General features: G+C 54.2%; 19 protein-coding genes and 1 pseudogene. 9 read left to right on the top strand and 11 right to left on the bottom strand.

All coding sequences use genetic code 11. The features are described 5' to 3' along the window. Positions 1 to 32: 32 nt before the first annotated feature. From D7Z26_RS22535 to D7Z26_RS22525, 3 genes are read left to right on the top strand one after another with little or no spacing between them, the layout of a single operon-like run. Positions 33 to 1,058 (top strand): ABC transporter ATP-binding protein, encoded by a 1,026-nt coding sequence (locus tag D7Z26_RS22535; protein ID WP_120979274.1) that lies wholly within the window; start codon positions 33 to 35, stop codon positions 1,056 to 1,058. Continuing rightward, positions 1,055 to 1,957, top strand: a complete 903-nt coding sequence (locus D7Z26_RS22530; protein WP_120979273.1) for an ABC transporter ATP-binding protein — start codon at positions 1,055 to 1,057, stop codon at positions 1,955 to 1,957. Before D7Z26_RS22535 ends, D7Z26_RS22530 begins: the two co-directional genes overlap by 4 nt. 39 nt (positions 1,958 to 1,996) lie before the next feature. Further along, entirely contained in the window at positions 1,997 to 2,464 is a 468-nt protein-coding gene (locus D7Z26_RS22525; RefSeq protein ID WP_199731764.1) for a hypothetical protein, read from the top strand. 407 nt (positions 2,465 to 2,871) lie between these two features. On the opposite strand, the gene D7Z26_RS22520 is transcribed toward D7Z26_RS22525, so the two are convergent. The 9 genes and pseudogenes from D7Z26_RS22520 to fabF form a co-directional block, all read right to left on the bottom strand. Beyond that, positions 2,872 to 3,327 (bottom strand): DinB family protein, encoded by a 456-nt coding sequence (locus D7Z26_RS22520; RefSeq protein ID WP_120979272.1) that lies wholly within the window; start codon positions 3,325 to 3,327, stop codon positions 2,872 to 2,874. Beyond that, positions 3,320 to 3,760, bottom strand: coding sequence for a rhodanese-like domain-containing protein (locus D7Z26_RS22515; RefSeq protein WP_120979271.1), 441 nt, complete (start codon positions 3,758 to 3,760; stop codon positions 3,320 to 3,322). The genes D7Z26_RS22520 and D7Z26_RS22515 overlap by 8 nt, the downstream gene beginning before the upstream one ends. A 103-nt stretch (positions 3,761 to 3,863) precedes the next feature. Further along, positions 3,864 to 4,754 (bottom strand): LysR family transcriptional regulator, encoded by an 891-nt coding sequence (locus tag D7Z26_RS22510; RefSeq protein ID WP_120979270.1) that lies wholly within the window; start codon positions 4,752 to 4,754, stop codon positions 3,864 to 3,866. 178 nt (positions 4,755 to 4,932) lie between these two features. After that, positions 4,933 to 5,400, bottom strand: coding sequence for a hypothetical protein (locus D7Z26_RS27865; protein WP_267901018.1), 468 nt, complete (start codon positions 5,398 to 5,400; stop codon positions 4,933 to 4,935). Then, positions 5,389 to 5,769 (bottom strand): annotated as a pseudogene (locus tag D7Z26_RS27570) (ornithine carbamoyltransferase); the annotation flags it as partial. The pseudogene D7Z26_RS27570 and the gene D7Z26_RS27865, both read right to left, overlap by 12 nt. A gap of 56 nt (positions 5,770 to 5,825) precedes the next feature. Beyond that, positions 5,826 to 6,374, bottom strand: coding sequence for a DUF2812 domain-containing protein (locus D7Z26_RS22500; RefSeq protein WP_120979269.1), 549 nt, complete (start codon positions 6,372 to 6,374; stop codon positions 5,826 to 5,828). 4 nt (positions 6,375 to 6,378) lie between these two features. After that, positions 6,379 to 6,717 carry a PadR family transcriptional regulator gene (locus D7Z26_RS22495; RefSeq protein WP_120979372.1) on the bottom strand — a complete coding sequence of 113 codons (339 nt, stop codon included), beginning with the start codon at positions 6,715 to 6,717 and terminating at the stop codon, positions 6,379 to 6,381. Between the two features lie 157 nt (positions 6,718 to 6,874). Further along, on the bottom strand, positions 6,875 to 8,068 hold the full coding sequence (locus D7Z26_RS22490) for an acyl-CoA dehydrogenase family protein (RefSeq protein WP_120979268.1): 1,194 nt from the start codon (positions 8,066 to 8,068) through the stop codon (positions 6,875 to 6,877). A 109-nt stretch (positions 8,069 to 8,177) separates the two neighbouring features. Beyond that, positions 8,178 to 9,446 carry a beta-ketoacyl-ACP synthase II gene (gene fabF / locus D7Z26_RS22485; RefSeq protein WP_120979267.1) on the bottom strand — a complete coding sequence of 423 codons (1,269 nt, stop codon included), beginning with the start codon at positions 9,444 to 9,446 and terminating at the stop codon, positions 8,178 to 8,180. 134 nt (positions 9,447 to 9,580) lie between these two features. On the opposite strand from fabF, the gene D7Z26_RS22480 reads away from it, so the two are divergent. After that, positions 9,581 to 10,420, top strand: coding sequence for a helix-turn-helix transcriptional regulator (locus D7Z26_RS22480; protein WP_120979266.1), 840 nt, complete (start codon positions 9,581 to 9,583; stop codon positions 10,418 to 10,420). A gap of 868 nt (positions 10,421 to 11,288) precedes the next feature. Here D7Z26_RS22480 and D7Z26_RS22475 read toward each other — a convergent pair. Continuing rightward, the gene (locus D7Z26_RS22475) at positions 11,289 to 11,990 is read right to left on the bottom strand and encodes a CTP synthase C-terminal region-related (seleno)protein (RefSeq protein WP_120979265.1); all 702 of its coding nucleotides are present in this window, start codon (positions 11,988 to 11,990) and stop codon (positions 11,289 to 11,291) included. A 221-nt stretch (positions 11,991 to 12,211) separates the two neighbouring features. Between D7Z26_RS22475 and D7Z26_RS22470 the strand changes: the two genes are divergently transcribed. The 3 genes from D7Z26_RS22470 to D7Z26_RS22460 all read left to right on the top strand — a co-directional run bounded on the left by D7Z26_RS22470 (position 12,212) and on the right by D7Z26_RS22460 (position 15,286). Next, positions 12,212 to 13,201 carry an iron-hydroxamate ABC transporter substrate-binding protein gene (locus D7Z26_RS22470; RefSeq protein WP_120979264.1) on the top strand — a complete coding sequence of 330 codons (990 nt, stop codon included), beginning with the start codon at positions 12,212 to 12,214 and terminating at the stop codon, positions 13,199 to 13,201. 70 nt (positions 13,202 to 13,271) lie between these two features. Next, complete coding sequence (locus D7Z26_RS22465) at positions 13,272 to 14,282, top strand: FecCD family ABC transporter permease (RefSeq protein WP_120979263.1); 1,011 nt, start codon at positions 13,272 to 13,274, stop codon at positions 14,280 to 14,282. After that, positions 14,279 to 15,286, top strand: coding sequence for a FecCD family ABC transporter permease (locus D7Z26_RS22460; protein ID WP_120979262.1), 1,008 nt, complete (start codon positions 14,279 to 14,281; stop codon positions 15,284 to 15,286). The genes D7Z26_RS22465 and D7Z26_RS22460 overlap by 4 nt, the downstream gene beginning before the upstream one ends. Positions 15,287 to 15,348: 62 nt before the next feature. Here D7Z26_RS22460 and D7Z26_RS22455 read toward each other — a convergent pair whose 3' ends face one another. Beyond that, positions 15,349 to 15,786 carry an Lrp/AsnC family transcriptional regulator gene (locus D7Z26_RS22455; protein ID WP_120979261.1) on the bottom strand — a complete coding sequence of 146 codons (438 nt, stop codon included), beginning with the start codon at positions 15,784 to 15,786 and terminating at the stop codon, positions 15,349 to 15,351. Positions 15,787 to 15,950: 164 nt separating this feature from the next. Here D7Z26_RS22455 and D7Z26_RS22450 point away from each other — a divergent pair, with 164 nt between their 5' ends. Then, positions 15,951 to 16,583 (top strand): YitT family protein, encoded by a 633-nt coding sequence (locus tag D7Z26_RS22450; RefSeq protein WP_120979260.1) that lies wholly within the window; start codon positions 15,951 to 15,953, stop codon positions 16,581 to 16,583. Between the two features lie 136 nt (positions 16,584 to 16,719). Beyond that, a complete protein-coding gene (locus D7Z26_RS22445; protein ID WP_325050469.1) occupies positions 16,720 to 18,015 on the top strand; it encodes an EAL domain-containing protein in 1,296 nt (431 codons plus the stop codon). The last annotated feature ends 5 nt before the right edge of the window (positions 18,016 to 18,020 follow it).

The raw sequence follows: 18,020 nt of genomic DNA, 5'->3' as shown, positions 1-18,020 counted from the left end.
TCTAACCGAGGCAGAGAAGGAGTGAATCACCTATGACAGAACGGTTATTGTCCGTCGACGGCTTGCGCGTTTCGTTCCGTACGCGAGACGGAGACAATCAAGCGGTTCGCGGCGTCAGCTTCCATATCGACGCCGGCGAAACCGTCGGCATCGTCGGAGAATCGGGCAGCGGCAAGAGCGTAACCGCCAAAGCGATTATGTCCCTCATCCAACCTCCGGGCGAGATTATCGCGGGAAGCATCGAATTCCGCGGCGAACGTCTGAACGACTTGCCGGAGAAAACATGGCGCAAGCTGCGCGGCAACCGAATCTCGATGGTTTTCCAGGATCCGATGACCTCGCTCAACCCGGTCAAACGGATCGGAGATCAGATGACGGAAGTCATCCGCCGTCATCGGGGACTTAAAGCGGACGAGGCGCTCGCCGAAGCGATCCGTTTGCTCCGGGAGGTCGGCATCGCCGATCCCGAGCGCCGCGTGCGCCAATATCCGCACGAATTCAGCGGCGGCATGCGGCAACGCGTCATGATCGCGATGGCGCTCTCGTGCAGCCCGGAGCTGCTTATCGCGGACGAGCCGACCACCGCGCTCGACGTGACGATTCAAGCACAGATTTTGGAGCTTTTTAAACAGCTTAAGGCGAATCCCGACACGGCCGTCGCCCTCATTACCCACGATCTGGGCGTCGTGGCGCAGGTATGCACCCGCGTTATCGTCATGTATGGCGGAATGATCATGGAGGAAGGAACGGTAGAGGACATTTTCTACCGCGCCCAGCATCCCTATACGTTAGGCTTGCTCCGTTCCGTTCCGAAGAGAGCCGGCGGAGGCAGGGAGCGCCTCATCGCCATCGAAGGCACGCCTCCGGACTTGCTCGATCCGCCTCCGGGCTGTCCGTTCATGGAGCGTTGCCCGCACGCGATGGCCAAGTGCGCGGAGCTCCCGCCGATGTTCCATATCGGACCGGGTCACCGTTCCCTGTGCTGGTTGGCGGAAGACGACCACCCCCCGGAGAAATCGGCATCCGGCGACGTCCGGCATAAGGAGGCGACCCTATGAGCAACGACTCCAAGATTTTGGTGGACGTTCGTAATTTGAAGAAACATTTCGTCAAGAGCAAGGACCTGTTGGGGCGTCCGTCAGGCGTACTTAAAGCCGTCGACGGCGTCAGCTTCCAGATTCGCCAAGGCGAGACTTTCGGACTTGTCGGGGAATCGGGCAGCGGCAAATCGACGGTCGGTCGTTGCTTGCTCAGACTATACGATTACACTGCCGGAGAAGTCCGCTTCGACGGGCAAAATATATCCTCGCTCGACGAGAAGCAGTTAAAGCCTTTTCGCAGGAAAATCCAGTCGATCTTCCAGGACCCTTATTCTTCGCTGAATCCCGGAATGAACGTGTTGGAATTGATCGGGGAGCCGATGAACATTCACGGCCTCTACTCGGGAGACGAGCGCAAGGAAGCCGTCGCGGCTTTACTCGAGAGAGTCGGGCTTAAGCGCGAGCATTTGTACCGTTATCCGCACGAGTTCAGCGGCGGTCAACGTCAACGCATCTCCATCGCGAGGGCCTTGTCCGTTCGTCCCGACTTCGTCGTCTGCGACGAGCCGATCTCGGCGCTGGACGTCTCCGTTCAAGCTCAGGTCGTGAACATGCTCGAGGATCTGCAGGCGGAATTCGGATTGACTTATTTATTCATCGCGCATGACCTGTCCATGGTTCGGCACATCTCCGATCGGATCGGCGTTATGTACAAAGGACGTCTCGTAGAGGTCGCGGACAGCGACGAGCTGTACGACAACCCGTTGCACCCCTACACGCAAGCTTTGCTATCGGCGATTCCGGTGCCGGATCCTCATGCCGTCAGCGAGCGGATCGTCTGGACGGACGCGATCGCGGAAGGCGAAGCGCACGAGCTGCGCGAGGTCAGTCCTGGGCATTTCGTAGCTTTGCCTTGAATAAACCATAGTTACAGAGAGAGAGGAGAGAGACAACCCATGACAACTTCTAATGGAGCGAGAGTGAAGCTGTCGCAATGGGATTCCCTCATGGTGGAATCCTTGCGGTCTCTAGGATGGACGAACGAGGAATTGATTCGCCGGGTCCAGGAGGGCGCCGGCGAGCTTCCGAAGGACGATAGCGATTTCCAGTTCGATTACGAAGCGCTGGCCGCGTTCGCGCGCCAGGAGCCGGAGACGTTCAGGAACGCCGTTAACGACGGCTATCAGATCAAGTACAACACCATACGGGGCATTCGTAGCTGGATTCTCGTCGCTCTAGGCAAACAGGCGGAACTCGCCCTCGAAGAAGGCAACGAGTCGGCCACCGCATCGCTGACCTCCGCGGAACGCGATCGCATGGCGTCCGTGCTATCGTTCGGCTGGAGCCTGGAAGACGCGGCGGGCTTGACGGACGAAGCGGCAACAACCGAAAAAACGTACCGTATCGCACCTACCCGACAGTAACTCTCATCGTAACGGGGCGGTTCTCGGCGATATCGTATACCCTTACGATGTTTTTCATCGCATCGAGCGACATTTTCGTCATTTCACGCCTGTTTTGCTCCTGTTACGATGTTTTTCATCGTAACAGGGCGGTTCTCGGCAATATCGCACATTCTTACGATGTTTCTCATCGCATGGAGTGACATTTTCGCCATTTCACGCCTGTTTTGCTTCTGTTACGATGTTTTTCATCGTATCGAGCGACATTTTCGCCTTTTCACGCCTGGAACCGTCAGGAATCATGCAGCTGCCGCGCTTTCGAGCATGATTTCAGAACAAAAGACGCCATCCGAGCTAAACTCCTTACGTAAAAAGCCGTTCCCGTGGTTCCGATAGTGATCGGAATCTTGGAACGGCTTTTTTCTATTTCACAATTCGCCGAAAATCTGTCCCAAATGGTGCTCCAGATGCTCGACGTAGTCAACCACGAGCCACTCCAACGTAACTGCACTCTCCCCGCCGTTGTCGCATGGAACTTGCAGCTTATCATCAGGAATGCCCGCGATGACGTGGGCCGCTTGCCCGTTCAAACTCACCCATAACTCCAAGACGCGAGCGGTACTCAGGCTCCGGTAATTCATGAGCTCCACCCAGTCGTTCTGCGCGTACTTCAACACCTTATAGGGCTCAGGCTCATATTGCGCCCGCACGAACCGTTGCAGGTTCGTAAGCGCGGAATCGCATAAGTGGCCGAGAATTTCTATTTTCGCCCATTTGTCCGGACGTTGCCGTTCGGCGAATTCACCCTCCGGGATCTCCTGTACCCGGATAGGCACCTCAATGATCCAATGGTTCAGCTTTTTCAACGCTGCCGCTCTATCCAACGAGAGTCGCCTCCTCTCCCAACGCGCCTTCGACCGGATTCCCTTCCCTGCGCCAGTATTCGATTCCGCCGAGCATCTCCTTAACTCTAAAGCCCAGTCCCGATAGACGCGCGGCGCCTTTCGTCCCTCCATTGCAAGCCGGTCCCCAGCAGTAAACGACGATGACCCGATCCTTCGGCAATGACGCGGTCGTCTTTTCGTCGATCTCCCCGGATGGCAGATTCATCGCTCCAGGTATGCGGCATTCTCCATAGGCTTTACGGCTGCGAACGTCGATCAGCGTAAATTCGTTTAATCCATGGAGCATATCGTATCTCACATCGGACACGTCCGTCTCGACGGCTAACTTGTTCGTATAGTGCCGATGAGTGTCCTCCGGCGAAGCCGCGGGCGTCTCGAGCACGAGAGAGTATTTCGGTTGCGGCTCGTTCATATCAAATGACCTCCAATAGGCGTAATCGCGAAGCGTATCGGCTTCTTGAAACTACATTAACACGCTTTGAAGCATCGGAGTTATCAATAGAATTCTATGACCCTCATCGATGATTTCGATCATTCATTTCGTCAAACAATTCAAGGAATCCGAGAAACGCCTTGGACTGCCATTTTTTCTTCGAATAAATGAGCTGCGTATAGAATTTACTTGCGGGATTATCGAAAGGTACGGCAACCATACGTCCGTTGCGAACGTCTTCGGCGACGACGATCCGCGGCAGCAGAGCGATGCCCAGCTCGTAGATCACGCATTGCTTGATCGCTTCTTGATTGCCGAATTGGTAGGCCAGCCGATAATCGACTTGCCCGTTCTTCAACGACTGAAGCAGCATCGCCCGATAGGAGCAGCCGTCCTCCGTCAGGATCAAGGATTCGTTCTCCAAGTCCTCCGCTCGGACGCGTTCGAGCCCCGCAAGCCGATGGTTGGGATGCGCCGCGATGACGAGCTCCTCTTCCCTCAGGACCAGGCAGTGAAGATCGGGATGCTCGAAACGAGGATCGAGTATAATTCCGATATCTTGCTCCCCGTCAAGGACGGCCTCGATGATCTCCGGCTCGTTGGAAGGCCTCAAGATCACGTTCATCTCCGGAAAAGATTTGCGATAGGCTTGCAGGTACGGAGGCAGGAAATGCGCGGCTAGCGTCTCGATCGTGCCGATCGTCAAAGTGCCCTTGGATTGCTTGGATACGTGTTCCCGCGCTTGCTCATTCAACCGCACGATCTCGTGAGCATAGGCGAGCAGCGATTCGCCGGCGACCGTTAGCCTCATTTTCCGCCCATACCTCTCCAGCAGGACGGCCCCGTAAGCCTCTTCGAGCTTCTGAATCTGCGCGGTAACGCTGGATTGCGCATATCCAAGCTCCTCGGCCGCCTTCGTAAAGCTGCCCCACTTCGACACTTCGCGGAAAGTCTTCAAGTAAGTCAATTCCATGCTCCGCTTCTCCTCTCTGACCGTCTTTCTTATCCTATGTTCAACCGGACCGACATCGTCCGATAGGTCTGCTCTGCAGCTATAGTCGAAAGTTTAACACAGGAGCGCGCCGGAGTTAACCCATAGACGAACGAAGAACCGGAAAGCCCGCAACGCGGCGAATTCCGGCCCTCTTCGCTTAATTCCTTAGACAATAGAGTACGATGGCTTGATGTACGTAGAGTAAATCCTTCTTGAAAGCATACCCCGCGAAAAAGTCCGAATCGATGACGTCCTCGGCGACTTCCTCCCCCCGGAAAAACGGCGGGCATGGATTTAACAAAGCCCCGGGACGCGCGAGCTTCATCCTGTCCAGGGTGATCTGGTAGTGCCGGATATAAGCCTCATGCCGAAACTCCTCTCGCAAGGAATCCGTAAGAACGATGTCGCTTCCCGCCAGCGCCGTCTCGAGATTCGCTTCGAACGCGTAATTGCGAGCGGGCTCGGCCTGCTCGTTCCCCGGCTCGCAGACGTGGGTCAGCTTGAAGTCCATCACCCGCGCCAGCGCCATCCACGAGTTCAGAATGTTGCCGCCCGGCCCGACGAAAGTATACGCAAGTTCCCTGCTGTCGGCTTTCCTTCTACTAATCGAATAAAAGTCGGCCAAAATCTCGCACGGATGATTGGCGGAAGTCATCGCGTTAATGACAGGAATCGGGGAATGCCGGGACAATCGTTCGAGCTTCTCGAAGTCCGCATGCCTGACGACTATGCCGTCCGCCTAATTCGCCGCATAACCCGTCACGTCGTCAAGCCGTTCCCGCTTATCCAGCATTTCGGGAGGGAACAGGATGCACTCCCCGCCCAACTCCTTGATTCCCTTCTCGAAGGTAATCCGGGTTCTCAGGCTGGACTCCGGGAAAAACAGCGCGAATGTTTTCCCCTTTAACGAATCCCGTTCCGCCCCGTCTTTTATTGCATCCGTTAAAGCGTATATTTCGTCGATTTGCTTCGGCGACAATTCGCCGATATCCATCAAGTTCATAGGCTTCTTCTCTCTTTGAAAATAATATTGTTGAAGCTCATTCCTCACTACTCCATGACGGCTTTAGCTTTCTTGCCCATCTTCACTACGCCGTACCCGAGCAGACCGAAGACGAGCAAATAAATCGCGATCACGGGGATAATAAATCCGACATGCTTCTCGCCGAGCCACCTGAGCCAATTCATCAAATTGGCGGACAGTATGACGAAATTCACGAGCAACATGACGGCCATTACCTTTTGGATTCGCATGTACAAGGCGGCGAGCGATTCGCGGTCCGAGTATAGACGAGGTTGATCTCCCGGCTCCCAAGGCCGACGATAATAGTGCCACATCGCCCCATATGAGTTCACGTACTCCCATCCGGCATCCCGGTATAGCTCGACGTACTCTTCTTTTTTCTCGGCCTTTAGTCCGGTTTGATAATCTAGCCGATACGTATAACGTATCGTTTTATCCTGAACGAACGTACCTTTGATCGCTCCCGCTTTCTCGAAATGCCAGCCTTGAAGGGACAATTCGTTAAGGCGCTCTTCCTCTTGCTCGTAATTCCAGCTGAAAAATAGATGAACCCTTTTCTCCCTACGCGGTTCCATCCGCTCATTCCCCCTTGGCGACGATCGCCTTTTTCCCGGACTCCAGAAGTTCCTCCAGCCTTGCGATTTCCGCCGCCACGACCGTTTTGCCGTCTTGCGTGATCTCGTACATTTTCCTCCGCGAGTCCGTCCCTTCGGGAACGGGGAAATTGTCGATCAAACCTTTGTTTAACAGCGTATTAAGCGCCGTATATAACGTTCCTGCACCGATCTTTACCCGTCCGCCGCTCATCTTCTCGACGTCCTGCATCATGCCGTATCCGTGCGAAGGTTCCGCGTACAGGGCGACAAGAATGTAGTAAAAGGCTTCCGTCAGGGGGAGCATTTCCTTCAAGTCTTTCATCGGCAATGTTCCTCTCATCACGTTCTCTATATCGATTGTCATTATATCGTTTTACGATATATTATCATCCTATATATCGACTGTCAATATATGTATGCCTATGGCAAAAAAATAGACCCTTGCGAAATCGATCGCATGGGTCTTTACGGGATGAGGTTTACTGTAAGTCAACGGCCCGTTCGTGCAGCGCGCGTAACGCTAACATTTGGATAACCGCGTCGTCCATCGGAGGGTTGTGAAGCCCCGCCCTGACGTCCCGGTACATCCGTTCCAAAGGCAATGTCTTGGACAAGCTCGCCCCGCCTACGATGCGCATCGCCTGATCCAAGATTCGGATGGCCGCGTTCGTAGCGAGCAGCTTCGCCAATCCAAGCTCCGGCTTCAGCGCTTCGCGTTGCTCCGGTTGCCGATCCCAGCGATCCGCCACGAAATACAGGAAGCTCCTCGCAGAAATAAGCTCCGACTCCATCATTCCAATCTGCCGTTCGATGTGCGGCAGCTCGGCGATCGGTTTTCCGATCGAGTTAGGTTTATGGTCGAGCGCGAACCGCAAGGCGAAATCTCGCCCCGCATGAGCGATTCCGATGTAACATGCCGGGATATGCAGCAAAACCCCCGCTTCGTCGGGCAGTTTCGTCTTCGGCGGCATTCCGGTCGCGAAGATCGTATCCTCGTCCGGAACGAATACCCGTTCCAACAAGACATCGTGGCTGCCCGTCGCGCGCATGCCGAGCGTATCCCACGTCTCCTCGACCGTAACGCCCGGTCCTTGGCGCACGAGGAATTCACCGACCGTATCGCTGCCTTCTATGCTGGCCGTCAAGGTGAAAAAGCGAACGATCGGACTTAACGTGCTATAGCTTTTGCGTCCGCTGATCAGCCACCCGCCATCCGCGCGAACGGCCTTCGTCTCCGGCTTGCCGCCGCGCGTCGGGCTGCCCGTTGCCCGCTCGCTTGAAAAATTGTTAATAAGCGCCCCGTCTTGCACGACCTCCTCGCACAGCTTCGCGAATAATCGTTCCGGCCAAGGGCGGGATAAACGTAATTGCATAAGTTGACCAAGGTGCCAGCCGACTGCGAGAGCGGTCGAACCGTCGCCTCTGGCCAATCTTTCCTGCGAGAGCACCATTTCGTAGAGCGAGGCCTCTTCGCCGCCGTATTCCCTCGGAAGGGTCAGCGTCAAATAGCCGGCATCCTTCATATCGGCGAAATTGGCGAATGGAAACGACCTATCGCGGTCATGCTCCGGCGCTCGCAGCGCGAATGAAGCTGCCAGTCGTTCGGCCCTTGCGGCAATCGCGGCTTCTCGATCATTGCGAATGAATAAATCGGACGGAATCAATGTGGACATGATCGAATCGCCTCCCTCCCCTTAAGATATCGCGAATAGCCGCGGGGTGCAACGCCCCCTGCGGCTCTCTTAGGCGACCTCCAAGCAAAGGTTGGCGCAATATTCGAGCTTAGACGTTCTCGCCATACTTCTTCAAGACAATGACCGCATTATGTCCGCCGAAGCCGAACGAGTTGGACATGCCTATGGAGAGGTCCGATGTTCTCGCTTCGTTCGGAACATAATCCAGATCGCAATCCTCGTCTCTCTGTCGCTGGTTAATCGTCGGCGGGATAATGCCGTTCTGCAAGCTTTTGACGAGCGCGATCGCCTCCAGACCTCCCGACGCCCCTAACGTATGCCCCGTCATCGATTTGTTCGCCGTTACCGGAATGCGGTAAGCCTCTTGGCCGAACAGCTTCTTGATCGCCGCCGTCTCCGATTTGTCGCCGAGCTCCGTGCTCGTCGCATGCGCGCTGATCACGTCCACTTCGCTAGGCTGAATGTCCGCGTCTTGAAGCGCAAGCTTCATCGCGCGGTATGCTCCGTCTCCCTCCGGATGGGTCGCCACCATGTGATACGCATCCGAGGTTGCCGCGTAACCGACGACCTCCGCATGGATTTTAGCTCCGCGGCTTAACGCATGGGAGAGCGATTCCAGTACGAGAATGCCCGCCCCCTCTCCCATGACGAATCCGTCCCTTCCGGCATCGAACGGCCGACTTGCCTGCTCCGGCTCGTCGTTCCTCGTCGATAACGCTGTCGCATTGGAGAAGCTCGCTAGCGAGAGTTCGTTGACGGCGGCGTCCGTGCCTCCCGCGAAAAGGATGTCGGCTCTTCCCGCCTGTATGTGATGGAACGCCTCGCCGATTGCCGTATTCCCGATCGAACAAGCCGTAACCGGAGATAACGACGCTCCCAAAGCGCCCAGCTTAATGCTGATTAACGCCGCGGCCATATTCGATATGATCATGGGAACAAGCGTCGGACTGACCCTTTCCGGCCCGCGTTCGCTTATCAGAGTATGCTGGTCCATCAGCGTCCGAAGCCCGCCGATTCCCGACCCTACGTATACGCCTATACGTTCCTTATCGATCCGTTCAAGATCGATCCCCGAGTCCTTGAGCGCTTGATCGGCCGCCGCCAACGCGAACTGGCTGAACCGATCCATGCGCCGGGCCTCCTTGAGACCGAATAGCTCCTTCGGATCGAAATCCCTGACAAGACCCGCGATCTTAACCTTATATCGCTCCGTGTCGAAAGTATCGATTCTCGTTACTCCGGAATCCCCCTTAACCAACCGGTTCCAGAATGTCTCGACATCGTTCCCGAGCGGCGTAATCGCCCCCATCCCCGTAATGACGACTCTTTCTAATTGTTTTGCTTGATTTGCAGCCATTATCGTTCCATACCTCCTTGATCGTCCCTGATTAACCGTCTACAATGATCATGTCACTCCCAATATCCTAGTACAAGTTGTTGTTTATCCTAGTATAAGAAGTAACACGATAACGAGCTCAAGGATGTGAGGCCATGAATCCCCAAGCTAGACTTCAAGCGTTGTCCCAATTCCTGAAAGCGCAAAGAGCGAAGCTTACCCCCGAATCCGCAGGGTTGCCGGCAGGTGGCCGAAGACGAACCCCCGGACTCCGTCGGGAAGAAGTCGCGCAGCTCGCCGGGGTTAGCCATACTTGGTACACTTGGCTGGAACAGGGGCGGGACATCAAAGTATCTTCATCCGTGTTGGATAACGTGGCCATGGCCTTGCGATTGACCGTGGACGAGCGGAAGTATTTGTTCTCGCTCGCGCTGGAAACGACATCGGGACTGAGCCATCGCGAGGAGGAGCTTCCCCAGATCAGCCCTTCCTTGCGCATGATTCTTCAAGAGCTTACCTATTGCCCGACGATCATATCGGACCGCAAGTGCCAGATCGTCGGATGGAACGATGCGGCCTCCCACGTATTCCTGAATTTCGAGCTCATTCCGCCCGAACAAAGAAACATGATACGCCTGTTATTCACGAGAAAAGAGTTTCAGCGGCTCGCCGTGAATTGGGAGCAATTCGCCAGCGGATTTTTGGCGATCTTCCGGGCTTACTACGGTCAATACGTAGAGGATGAATGGTACGCGGAGTTTCTGGAGGAAATGAAGGGCACGCATCCGGACTTCAATCGACTCTGGGAGCAAAGCAAGGTGAGCTCCGCCCCGGAGGTGCTCCTGGAGTTCAGACACGCCAAAGCGAGGAAAATGCTTTTCCAGCTAACGTCGCTGCAGGTACACGGGGGCACGGATCTCAGATGCAGCATCTACACGCCCGCCCCGGAAACTTCGACGAAATCCAAGCTGAAGCAACTGATGGAGCAGCCTTAGATTCAGGTAGGGGCTTGGTAGGGGCTGGGGCTTGGTAGGGGCTGGGGCTTGGTAGGGGCTGGGGCTTGGTAGGGGCTGGGGCTTCGCGGGAGCTTCTACTTCTATCGAGCCCCGACGTCCAACGTCCCCAGAGAGAGGCAAGATAAACAAAGAGGCTTTCTCGACAGATCCTCGCGCCAGATCTGTGAGAAAACCTCTATTGGGTCATAGATTTTGTTGGACGACCTGCATTTACTACAGTAGATTTTGCTCTTTTAGCGAAAAAGCGCTCTTCCACCTGCATTTTGTACATGATGTTTTCGAAAAAAAGGCTGAAACCCGTTAAACCGCTCGATTCTACTGTATTTTTTGCAGGTCGTCGGATTCAACGAGGAATTTCTGGGAAAATAACTGTACTTTCTGCAGGTTGTGCAACTTTCTGTCCGAGTACAAGTGACCTCAGCGACCCCAAACCAACTTTATTCGACCCTCTGCAGCTTCGGCTAACCCCAAACTACCAACTTTATTCGACCCTCTGCAGCTTCGGCTAACCCCAAACTACCAACTTAGACCTCAAACCAACTTTATTCGAGCATCTACTGCCTGACCAAATACAAGTGATCATCCGTAGCCTTCGACCAACCTCAAGCTACCAACTTCGACCCCAAACCAACTTTATTCGACTATCTGCAGCTCCAGCCAACCGCAAGCCATCAACTACGACCTTAAACCAACTTTATTCGACTATCTGCGCTTCGGCCAACCCTAAATACAATCGACCATCCGCAACCCGGCCACCCGCAACATCCAACCAATCCCAGCCTCCTTGCCGGAGCTTTGGCCGCGCTCGTGCGCTCCGAAATTGTCCCCAACGCTGGTCCTTTACCCCTTAAACGGTGGCCGAGCCGATGAACGCTCTGATCAGTGGGTGGACGACGTCCCTGAAGGCGGATCTCTCCGGTTGGAACAGCGCCCCTATGAAGAACGGGTGCCCATCGAGCTCCATGATCCTGGTTTCCCCGTCCCCATCTCTCCCCGCGACTCGGAATCCCGCTTTTTCGAGCAGCGGAGCAAACTCGGGGTTAGGTCCATAATTGCAAGTTCCATACTGCTCGATAACTTCTTCCGCACCATAGATGCTCGCGACCTGCGATCCGGGAACCAAGAAAAACTCGTTCGTCGTCTCGCTAACCGTACAAGTAAGCGGCGTAACCCATAAGCTCGAAGCCTCGGGATTCATCTCCGAATGATCCGCTTCCGCATGCCCCAGCATATGTCTCGCGATTTCGAGAATCATGTGCTGAAATCCCCCGCATGTTCCCAACATCGGAATCTTCCGTTCACGTGCGTAACGAATTCCGTTAAGCGCGCCTTGCATACTCTCGTATGGACTCGCGGGAACTACCCATAGCTTCTGATAACCGTCCAACGCCCGTTCGTAATCTTTCTCCAAAGTCGACGTCGGAATCCACTCGCATTCGGCTTCATAGCCGCTCCCGAGCTCCATCACCGCTAATTGAATCGCCTTAGGAATCGCTATATGCGCCTTGACTTGCGGATTATAATCCCCGATCAGCCCTACTCGAATCATTCATACCCGCTCCTTTACCCGCTTCAATTGGAAAAATAAGTTCTAAATATAGGTCAGCAACATTCGATTGTCAATCATTCCGATCAATTTAAATGATCATGACGGCAAAACCTATTGACAAAAGGGAGCTCTGCCTTTAAAGTTTGTAATTGTGATATTGATAATCATTATCAACAACTAAACAACTACTTACCACTTTCTTCACCAAAAGGAGACTTACCATGAACAAACGCTTGATCCCATTAACTGTACTTATCGCGCTAGTGCTCGTACTTAGCGCTTGCGGCAATAAAGCGAACAACAACTCCGCCCCCGCTAGCAACGACGCTTCCGCCAGCGGCAGCGCTTCTCCTAGCAGCAGCCCATCCGCAAGCGGCAGTGCCGAGAACGGCGACGCGCCAACCTTTATTTATCAATCACAGACCGGCCCTGTAGAGGTTCCCACCAACCCGCAACGCGTCATCGTATTGTCCTCCTATGCCGGGGACGTACTATCCCTTAACGTTAACCTCGTAGGAGTGGATTCCTGGTCCAAGATGAATCCGAACTTCGAGGCTAAGCTCAAGGACGTAGCGGAAGTATCCGACGAGAACCTGGAGAAAATCATCGAGTTGAAGCCCGACCTGATCATCGGCCTCGACAACGTCAAGAATCTCGAGAAACTGAAGCAGATCGCCCCTACCGTCGTATTCACGTACGGCAAGTTGGACTACTTGACCCAGCATCTCGAAGTCGGCAAAGCGCTGAACAAACAAAAAGAAGCTCAAGCTTGGATCGACGACTTCAAGAGCCGTGCTGAAACGATCGGGGCGGAGATCAAAGCGAAGATCGGCGAAGGCAAAACGGTTTCCGTCATCGAGAGCTTCGACAAGCAACTGTACGTCTTCGGCGACAACTGGGGACGCGGAACGGAAATCTTATACCAACAGATGCAACTGCCTATGCCGGCGAAAGTGAGCGAAATGACGAAGAAAGACGGATACTACGCGATCTCGCCGGAAGTCATTTCCGAATACATGGGCGACTACGTGATCTTCAGCAAAAACCCGGACGCGGATAACTCCTTCCAACAGACGGATACGTACAAGAATACGACTGCCGCCAAGAACGGCCACGTAATCGAAGTTAACGCCAAGGCTTTCTATTTCAACGATGCTCTGACGCTGGATTATCAGCTGGAAACGTTTAAGCAGCAATTCTTGGGCAACTAAATCCACGGGAGGAATTCATGATTACATGAGTTCCTCCTTCTATACTTAGGTTGGGAATGAAGAGGACCTTATGAACACGACGAAGAGATCAAAAACGAACTACGTATGGAAGTTGCTGGCGGGAGTCCTGGCGCTGATCGGCATGTTCTTCATCTCCATGAGCTTCGGCGCGGCTCACGTAACCGTGAACGACGTATGGCTCGTGCTCACGTCCGGCAAGAAGAGCGAAACCTTGACGATGCTCCGCGAGATCCGCTATCCTCGCGAAGTCGCGGCTATTCTCGTAGGCTCCGCATTAGCCGTAGCCGGCGCGATCATGCAGGGGTTGACGCGCAACCCGCTAGCCGACCCCGGTTTGCTGGGTCTTACGGCGGGAGCCAATGCCGCGCTTGCCATCTCGGTCACCCTGATCCCGGCGGCCGGCTATTTCGGCATCATGGTTGCCTGCTTCATAGGAGCAACGGGAGGTAGCCTTCTCGTCCTCGGAATCGGAGCCATGAAGAGGGGCGGACTCTCCCCGTTGCGACTCGTATTGGCCGGGGCCGCCGTATCCGCGTTACTGTACGCGGTAGCGGACGGGATTGGCCTCATTTTCAAAACTTCCAAAGACGTAACCATGTGGACGGCCGGCGGATTGATCGGAACGACTTGGGGACAGATTCAAGCGATCTCCCCGGTCGTCCTCGTCGGAATTCTCATTGCCGTTATTTTATCCAAGCAATTGACCATTCTAAGCTTGAACGAAGAAGCCGCCGTCGGGCTAGGCGTAAGCACGGTATACGTAAAAATCTTCCTCAACGTTCTTGTCATCCTATTGGCGGGTGCCGCCGTAGCGTTGGTTGGAAACATGGCCTTCATCGGCCTGATGATTCCTCATATCGTACGCTCCATGTTCGGAACGGACTATCGTAACATTATCCCGATGTCGGCCATCTGGGGAGCCGTCTTCATGCTTGCGGCCGATACGCTCGGACGTACGATCAACGCTCCGTATGAAACGCCCGTGGTGGCGATCATCGCGATGCTGGGATTGCCTTTCTTCCTATTCATCGTGCGCAAAGGAGTCAAGAGTCTGTCATGATTCATCGCGATTTAGTCAGAAAACAAAGAATCGTCGTTATCGCCTTATTGTTGCTCATCTTACTCACCATCGTGATCGGGATGGGAGTCGGCTACGCGTCGTTATCTTTCGACCGATTGCTTCCGACGATATTCGGAGACGGGACGTTTAAGGAAGAATTCGTCCTCTTCTCCATTCGTTTGCCTCGCATCGTCATTACGCTGCTTGCCGGCATGGCGCTCGCGTTGTCGGGTTCGATCCTGCAAAGCATTACAAGGAACGACCTCGCGGATCCCGGCATTGTCGGCATTAACTCCGGCGCCGGAGTAGCTGTCGCGATATTTTTCTTGTATTCCCCTATCGAGCCCGGATCGTTCGTCTATCTGCTTCCGCTCGTCGCGTTCGCCGGGGCTTTGCTGACGGCCGCCTTGATCTACGTATTTTCTTATAGCAAGACGCATGGACTTCATCCCGTTCGCCTCATCCTCGTCGGGGTCGGATTCTCGCTCGCGCTCTCCGGAGTCATGATCGTCATTATCTCTGCCGCCGAGCGCGTGAAGGTCGATTTTATCGCCAAGTGGCTCGCGGGCAACATCTGGGGAACGGACTGGCCGTATATTCTCGCGATACTGCCTTGGTTGATTGTCCTGATCCCCTATGCGCTATACAAGGCCAATACGCTTAATCTTCTGAGCTTGCATGAATCCGTAGCTATAGGTGCGGGCGTGCGAGTAGAGAGGGAGCGTATTCTGCTGCTTGCGACTGCGGTTGCCCTGGCCGCGTCCGCGGTATCCGTTACCGGAGGGATAGCCTTCATCGGGCTTATGGCTCCTCATATCGCGAAGGCGATCGTGGGACCTCGCAATCAGATGTTCATTCCCGTCTCCGTCTTGCTAGGCGGATGGTTGCTCCTTATCGCCGATACGATCGGACGTAACGTCGTAAGCCCCAGCGGCATCCCCGCGGGGATCATGGTTGCGTTCATCGGCGCTCCTTATTTCGTATACTTGTTGCTGAAAAAATAAACGCGGTCGACAAAAAGGCCTGGCATCCCACTAAGGGTGCCAGGCCTTTTGATTGCAACGAACTATTCTTTCGGCAAGACGATTCGGTTATTTACCGGCGAGGACAAAATAATCGACGTATTCACGGTGCCGTAGGGCATGAGCCGTTCCACGAGCTTCGTGAGGTCCTCCATGCTAGCGACGGCCGCCTTCAGCACATGGCTGGCCATGCCGGTAACGCGATGGCATTCCAGAATATCCTCGTCGTCCGCGATCCGTTGCTCGAACTCCATCGGGGATATTTTCAAATCGCTGATCTGGATGATCATTTGAATATTCCTGCCGATCGCGGCCGGCGACACCCTGGCTTGATAACCTTGAATAATGCCTTTTTCCTGCAAGCGCAACAATCGCTCCGATATGCTGGGACGGCTAAGGGCCATTTTTTTGGAAAGCTCGCTAACCGTCATTCGCCCGTCTTCCTGAAGTAGCTTAAGAAGCGAAATATCCAGTTGATCCATCCGATTCCACCCCTTTTACATAATGTCGGCGATTACGCAAATTTTCATTCAATATTAATCAGAATATCTTGAATGTCATTCATAATGGCATGTAAAGACTGCACTTTGTATTATATCATGAAATAGAGAAAAGCAAAGATGCCACGCGATAGGGGATTCCAGAAATGAGCGCGCAGTTGAAGGAAACGAGTCGTCAATGGTTACACGTCGCGCTGGGATGCCTGATCACGGCCCTCGGCCTGATTGTCTTAAAGCATTCGCAAGTCATTACCGGCGGAACCGCCGGCCTGTCGCTCGGCCTGTCCTATCTGCTGCATGTGGAATTTTACTATGCGTTCATTCTGCTGAATATTCCGTTCGTATTTTTTTCTTGTTGGAAATTGGGCTACGCCTTTACGGTACGCACCGTGGCCGCGATCGTCCTCTTGTCCTCCATGACCGCTCTTGACGCTTTGCTTCCCCAGGTTGCGATACCCGCGCTTGTGGGTTCGATCCTAGGCGGAGCCATTATCGGAGTCGGAGTCAGCTTCTTATTCCGTAGCGGAGCCTCTCTCGGAGGCTCGACGATTCTGGTCATTTATTGGCAGAGGCGTTATGGCTGGGATCCGGGTAAAACCAACTTCATCGGCGACAGTCTCGTCGTATTGGCTAGTTTCTCCGCTCTGTCGCTTAGCCAAGGGACGATCTCCATCGTCTCGATCGCGGTAACGTCCGGAGTTCTATCTTTCTACAAAAATCGTAGTCAAAGCTCGCGTCGGTCCAGGACAAGCACCTTATCCACTCCCGCCGCGGCATGACATAGCCCTCCCCAAGGGAACAATCCAGAAAAGCGAGAATCCGTATGCCGCGGGTTCTCGCTTTTTTTCTGTTCAATTCGGTCATTTTTCGATACAATCATATCAATATATGTCATATTTCCTGACATTAACGTGAATAAAGGAGATATTCGCCATTAGCCATTCGGACAGCAACGAGAGCTTACCGAGATTTCCGCAGGGAGAACTCCTTGCCTACTATCAACCGATCATCGCCCTGGAGACGCGCAGCGTCGTCGGATATGAATCGCTTGGCAGGCAAGTTATAGACGGTACCGTTCGCAGCCTAGGGCCATTCTTCACGGACGCGCGCATCCCCGTTCAAGAACACGTGCGAGTCGACCGTTTGTTAAGGGAGCAATCCTTCGCCAAGCTGAACGGACTCGCTCATCCTCCTACGCTCTTCTTAAACTTAAAGCCGTCTTGGATCTATGAGCAGTTCAAGCAGACCGGAGAGCTTCATACGCTACACTTGCTTAGGAAATACGATATTCCCGCGAACAGAATATGCATCGAGATTACCGAAGAGGAATTCAAGGGTTCCATGTCCGAGCTTAACGAGATCATGAATTTATATCGCGAGTGCGGCTGCCAGATCGCCATCGACGATATCGGTACGGGCTTCAGTAATTTCGACCGCATCGCGCAAATCCAACCCAATCTTCTGAAGGTCGACGTTCATCTCATGAAGAAGAGCGCGAGTCACAAGGGATATCTAGGCGCGCTCCGTTCATTCTCCACGTTGGCCGAACAGATCGGCGCATCGCTCCTGATCGAAGGGGTGGAGAGCAGCCAAGACTTGAAACGCGCCATAGAAATCGGGGCGCGGTACGTCCAAGGCTATTTGTTCTCCCCCGCCGAGCGGGACTTCCACCCCAAAGACGCCTTCACCTCGCTGATCGAAGCGGAGCTGCGCGAACATCGTTTTCGGTTGCGAGAATCCATGGAACATTGGGACGAGGTCGGACGCCGGATGATCGCCACCGTCTTCGAACGCGATATTCGCGACGAGTTCGATCAATTCATGAACCCCTTTCCAGGGGCGCGCATAGACGCCGACCTCATGAGCTGCGAACAGGCCGACCGGGTCGATCGGGCGATCGCGCGGATCCTTCCGCGATTGGACGATTCTTGCCTGCGCGTATATTTGTGCGACAACAACGGCATACAGCTTTCCTCCAACCACATCCGGACGGAGGACGGACATTGGCGGGTCGAGGAGGAATATCGGAACGCCGATTGGAGCTGGCGGCCTTATTTCGTGCCGCATCTTTCCCATGGGGAATCGCGTATCGAAGCGAAGCTGTCGCTTCGTTATTCCGATCTGGACTCGCATGCGTGGATCCGGACGGCTTCGGTTCCGATCGGCAGCTCCCTTCTCCTTCTCATGGACATAGAAGATAATCAAGACTAACCAAG

Source organism: Cohnella endophytica (assembly GCF_003628305.1).
Classification (GTDB): domain Bacteria; phylum Bacillota; class Bacilli; order Paenibacillales; family Paenibacillaceae; genus Cohnella; species Cohnella endophytica.
The sequence above is the reverse complement of the archived record's forward strand: the minus strand, read 5'-3'. Positions and strand labels throughout refer to the sequence as shown.

Excerpts from the sequence above, each read along its gene's own strand:
- D7Z26_RS22535 (WP_120979274.1), top strand. The coding sequence starts at position 33 with ATGACAGAACGGTTATTGTCCGTCGACGGCTTGCGCGTTTCGTTCCGT.
- D7Z26_RS22530 (WP_120979273.1), top strand. The coding sequence starts at position 1,055 with ATGAGCAACGACTCCAAGATTTTGGTGGACGTTCGTAATTTGAAGAAA.
- D7Z26_RS22525 (WP_199731764.1), top strand. The coding sequence starts at position 1,997 with ATGACAACTTCTAATGGAGCGAGAGTGAAGCTGTCGCAATGGGATTCC.
- D7Z26_RS22515 (WP_120979271.1), bottom strand. The coding sequence starts at position 3,760 with ATGAACGAGCCGCAACCGAAATACTCTCTCGTGCTCGAGACGCCCGCG.
- D7Z26_RS22510 (WP_120979270.1), bottom strand. The coding sequence starts at position 4,754 with ATGGAATTGACTTACTTGAAGACTTTCCGCGAAGTGTCGAAGTGGGGC.
- D7Z26_RS22500 (WP_120979269.1), bottom strand. The coding sequence starts at position 6,374 with ATGGAACCGCGTAGGGAGAAAAGGGTTCATCTATTTTTCAGCTGGAAT.
- D7Z26_RS22495 (WP_120979372.1), bottom strand. The coding sequence starts at position 6,717 with ATGAAAGACTTGAAGGAAATGCTCCCCCTGACGGAAGCCTTTTACTAC.
- D7Z26_RS22490 (WP_120979268.1), bottom strand. The coding sequence starts at position 8,068 with ATGTCCACATTGATTCCGTCCGATTTATTCATTCGCAATGATCGAGAA.
- fabF (WP_120979267.1), bottom strand. The coding sequence starts at position 9,446 with ATGGCTGCAAATCAAGCAAAACAATTAGAAAGAGTCGTCATTACGGGG.
- D7Z26_RS22480 (WP_120979266.1), top strand. The coding sequence starts at position 9,581 with ATGAATCCCCAAGCTAGACTTCAAGCGTTGTCCCAATTCCTGAAAGCG.
- D7Z26_RS22475 (WP_120979265.1), bottom strand. The coding sequence starts at position 11,990 with ATGATTCGAGTAGGGCTGATCGGGGATTATAATCCGCAAGTCAAGGCG.
- D7Z26_RS22470 (WP_120979264.1), top strand. The coding sequence starts at position 12,212 with ATGAACAAACGCTTGATCCCATTAACTGTACTTATCGCGCTAGTGCTC.
- D7Z26_RS22465 (WP_120979263.1), top strand. The coding sequence starts at position 13,272 with ATGAACACGACGAAGAGATCAAAAACGAACTACGTATGGAAGTTGCTG.
- D7Z26_RS22460 (WP_120979262.1), top strand. The coding sequence starts at position 14,279 with ATGATTCATCGCGATTTAGTCAGAAAACAAAGAATCGTCGTTATCGCC.
- D7Z26_RS22455 (WP_120979261.1), bottom strand. The coding sequence starts at position 15,786 with ATGGATCAACTGGATATTTCGCTTCTTAAGCTACTTCAGGAAGACGGG.
- D7Z26_RS22450 (WP_120979260.1), top strand. The coding sequence starts at position 15,951 with ATGAGCGCGCAGTTGAAGGAAACGAGTCGTCAATGGTTACACGTCGCG.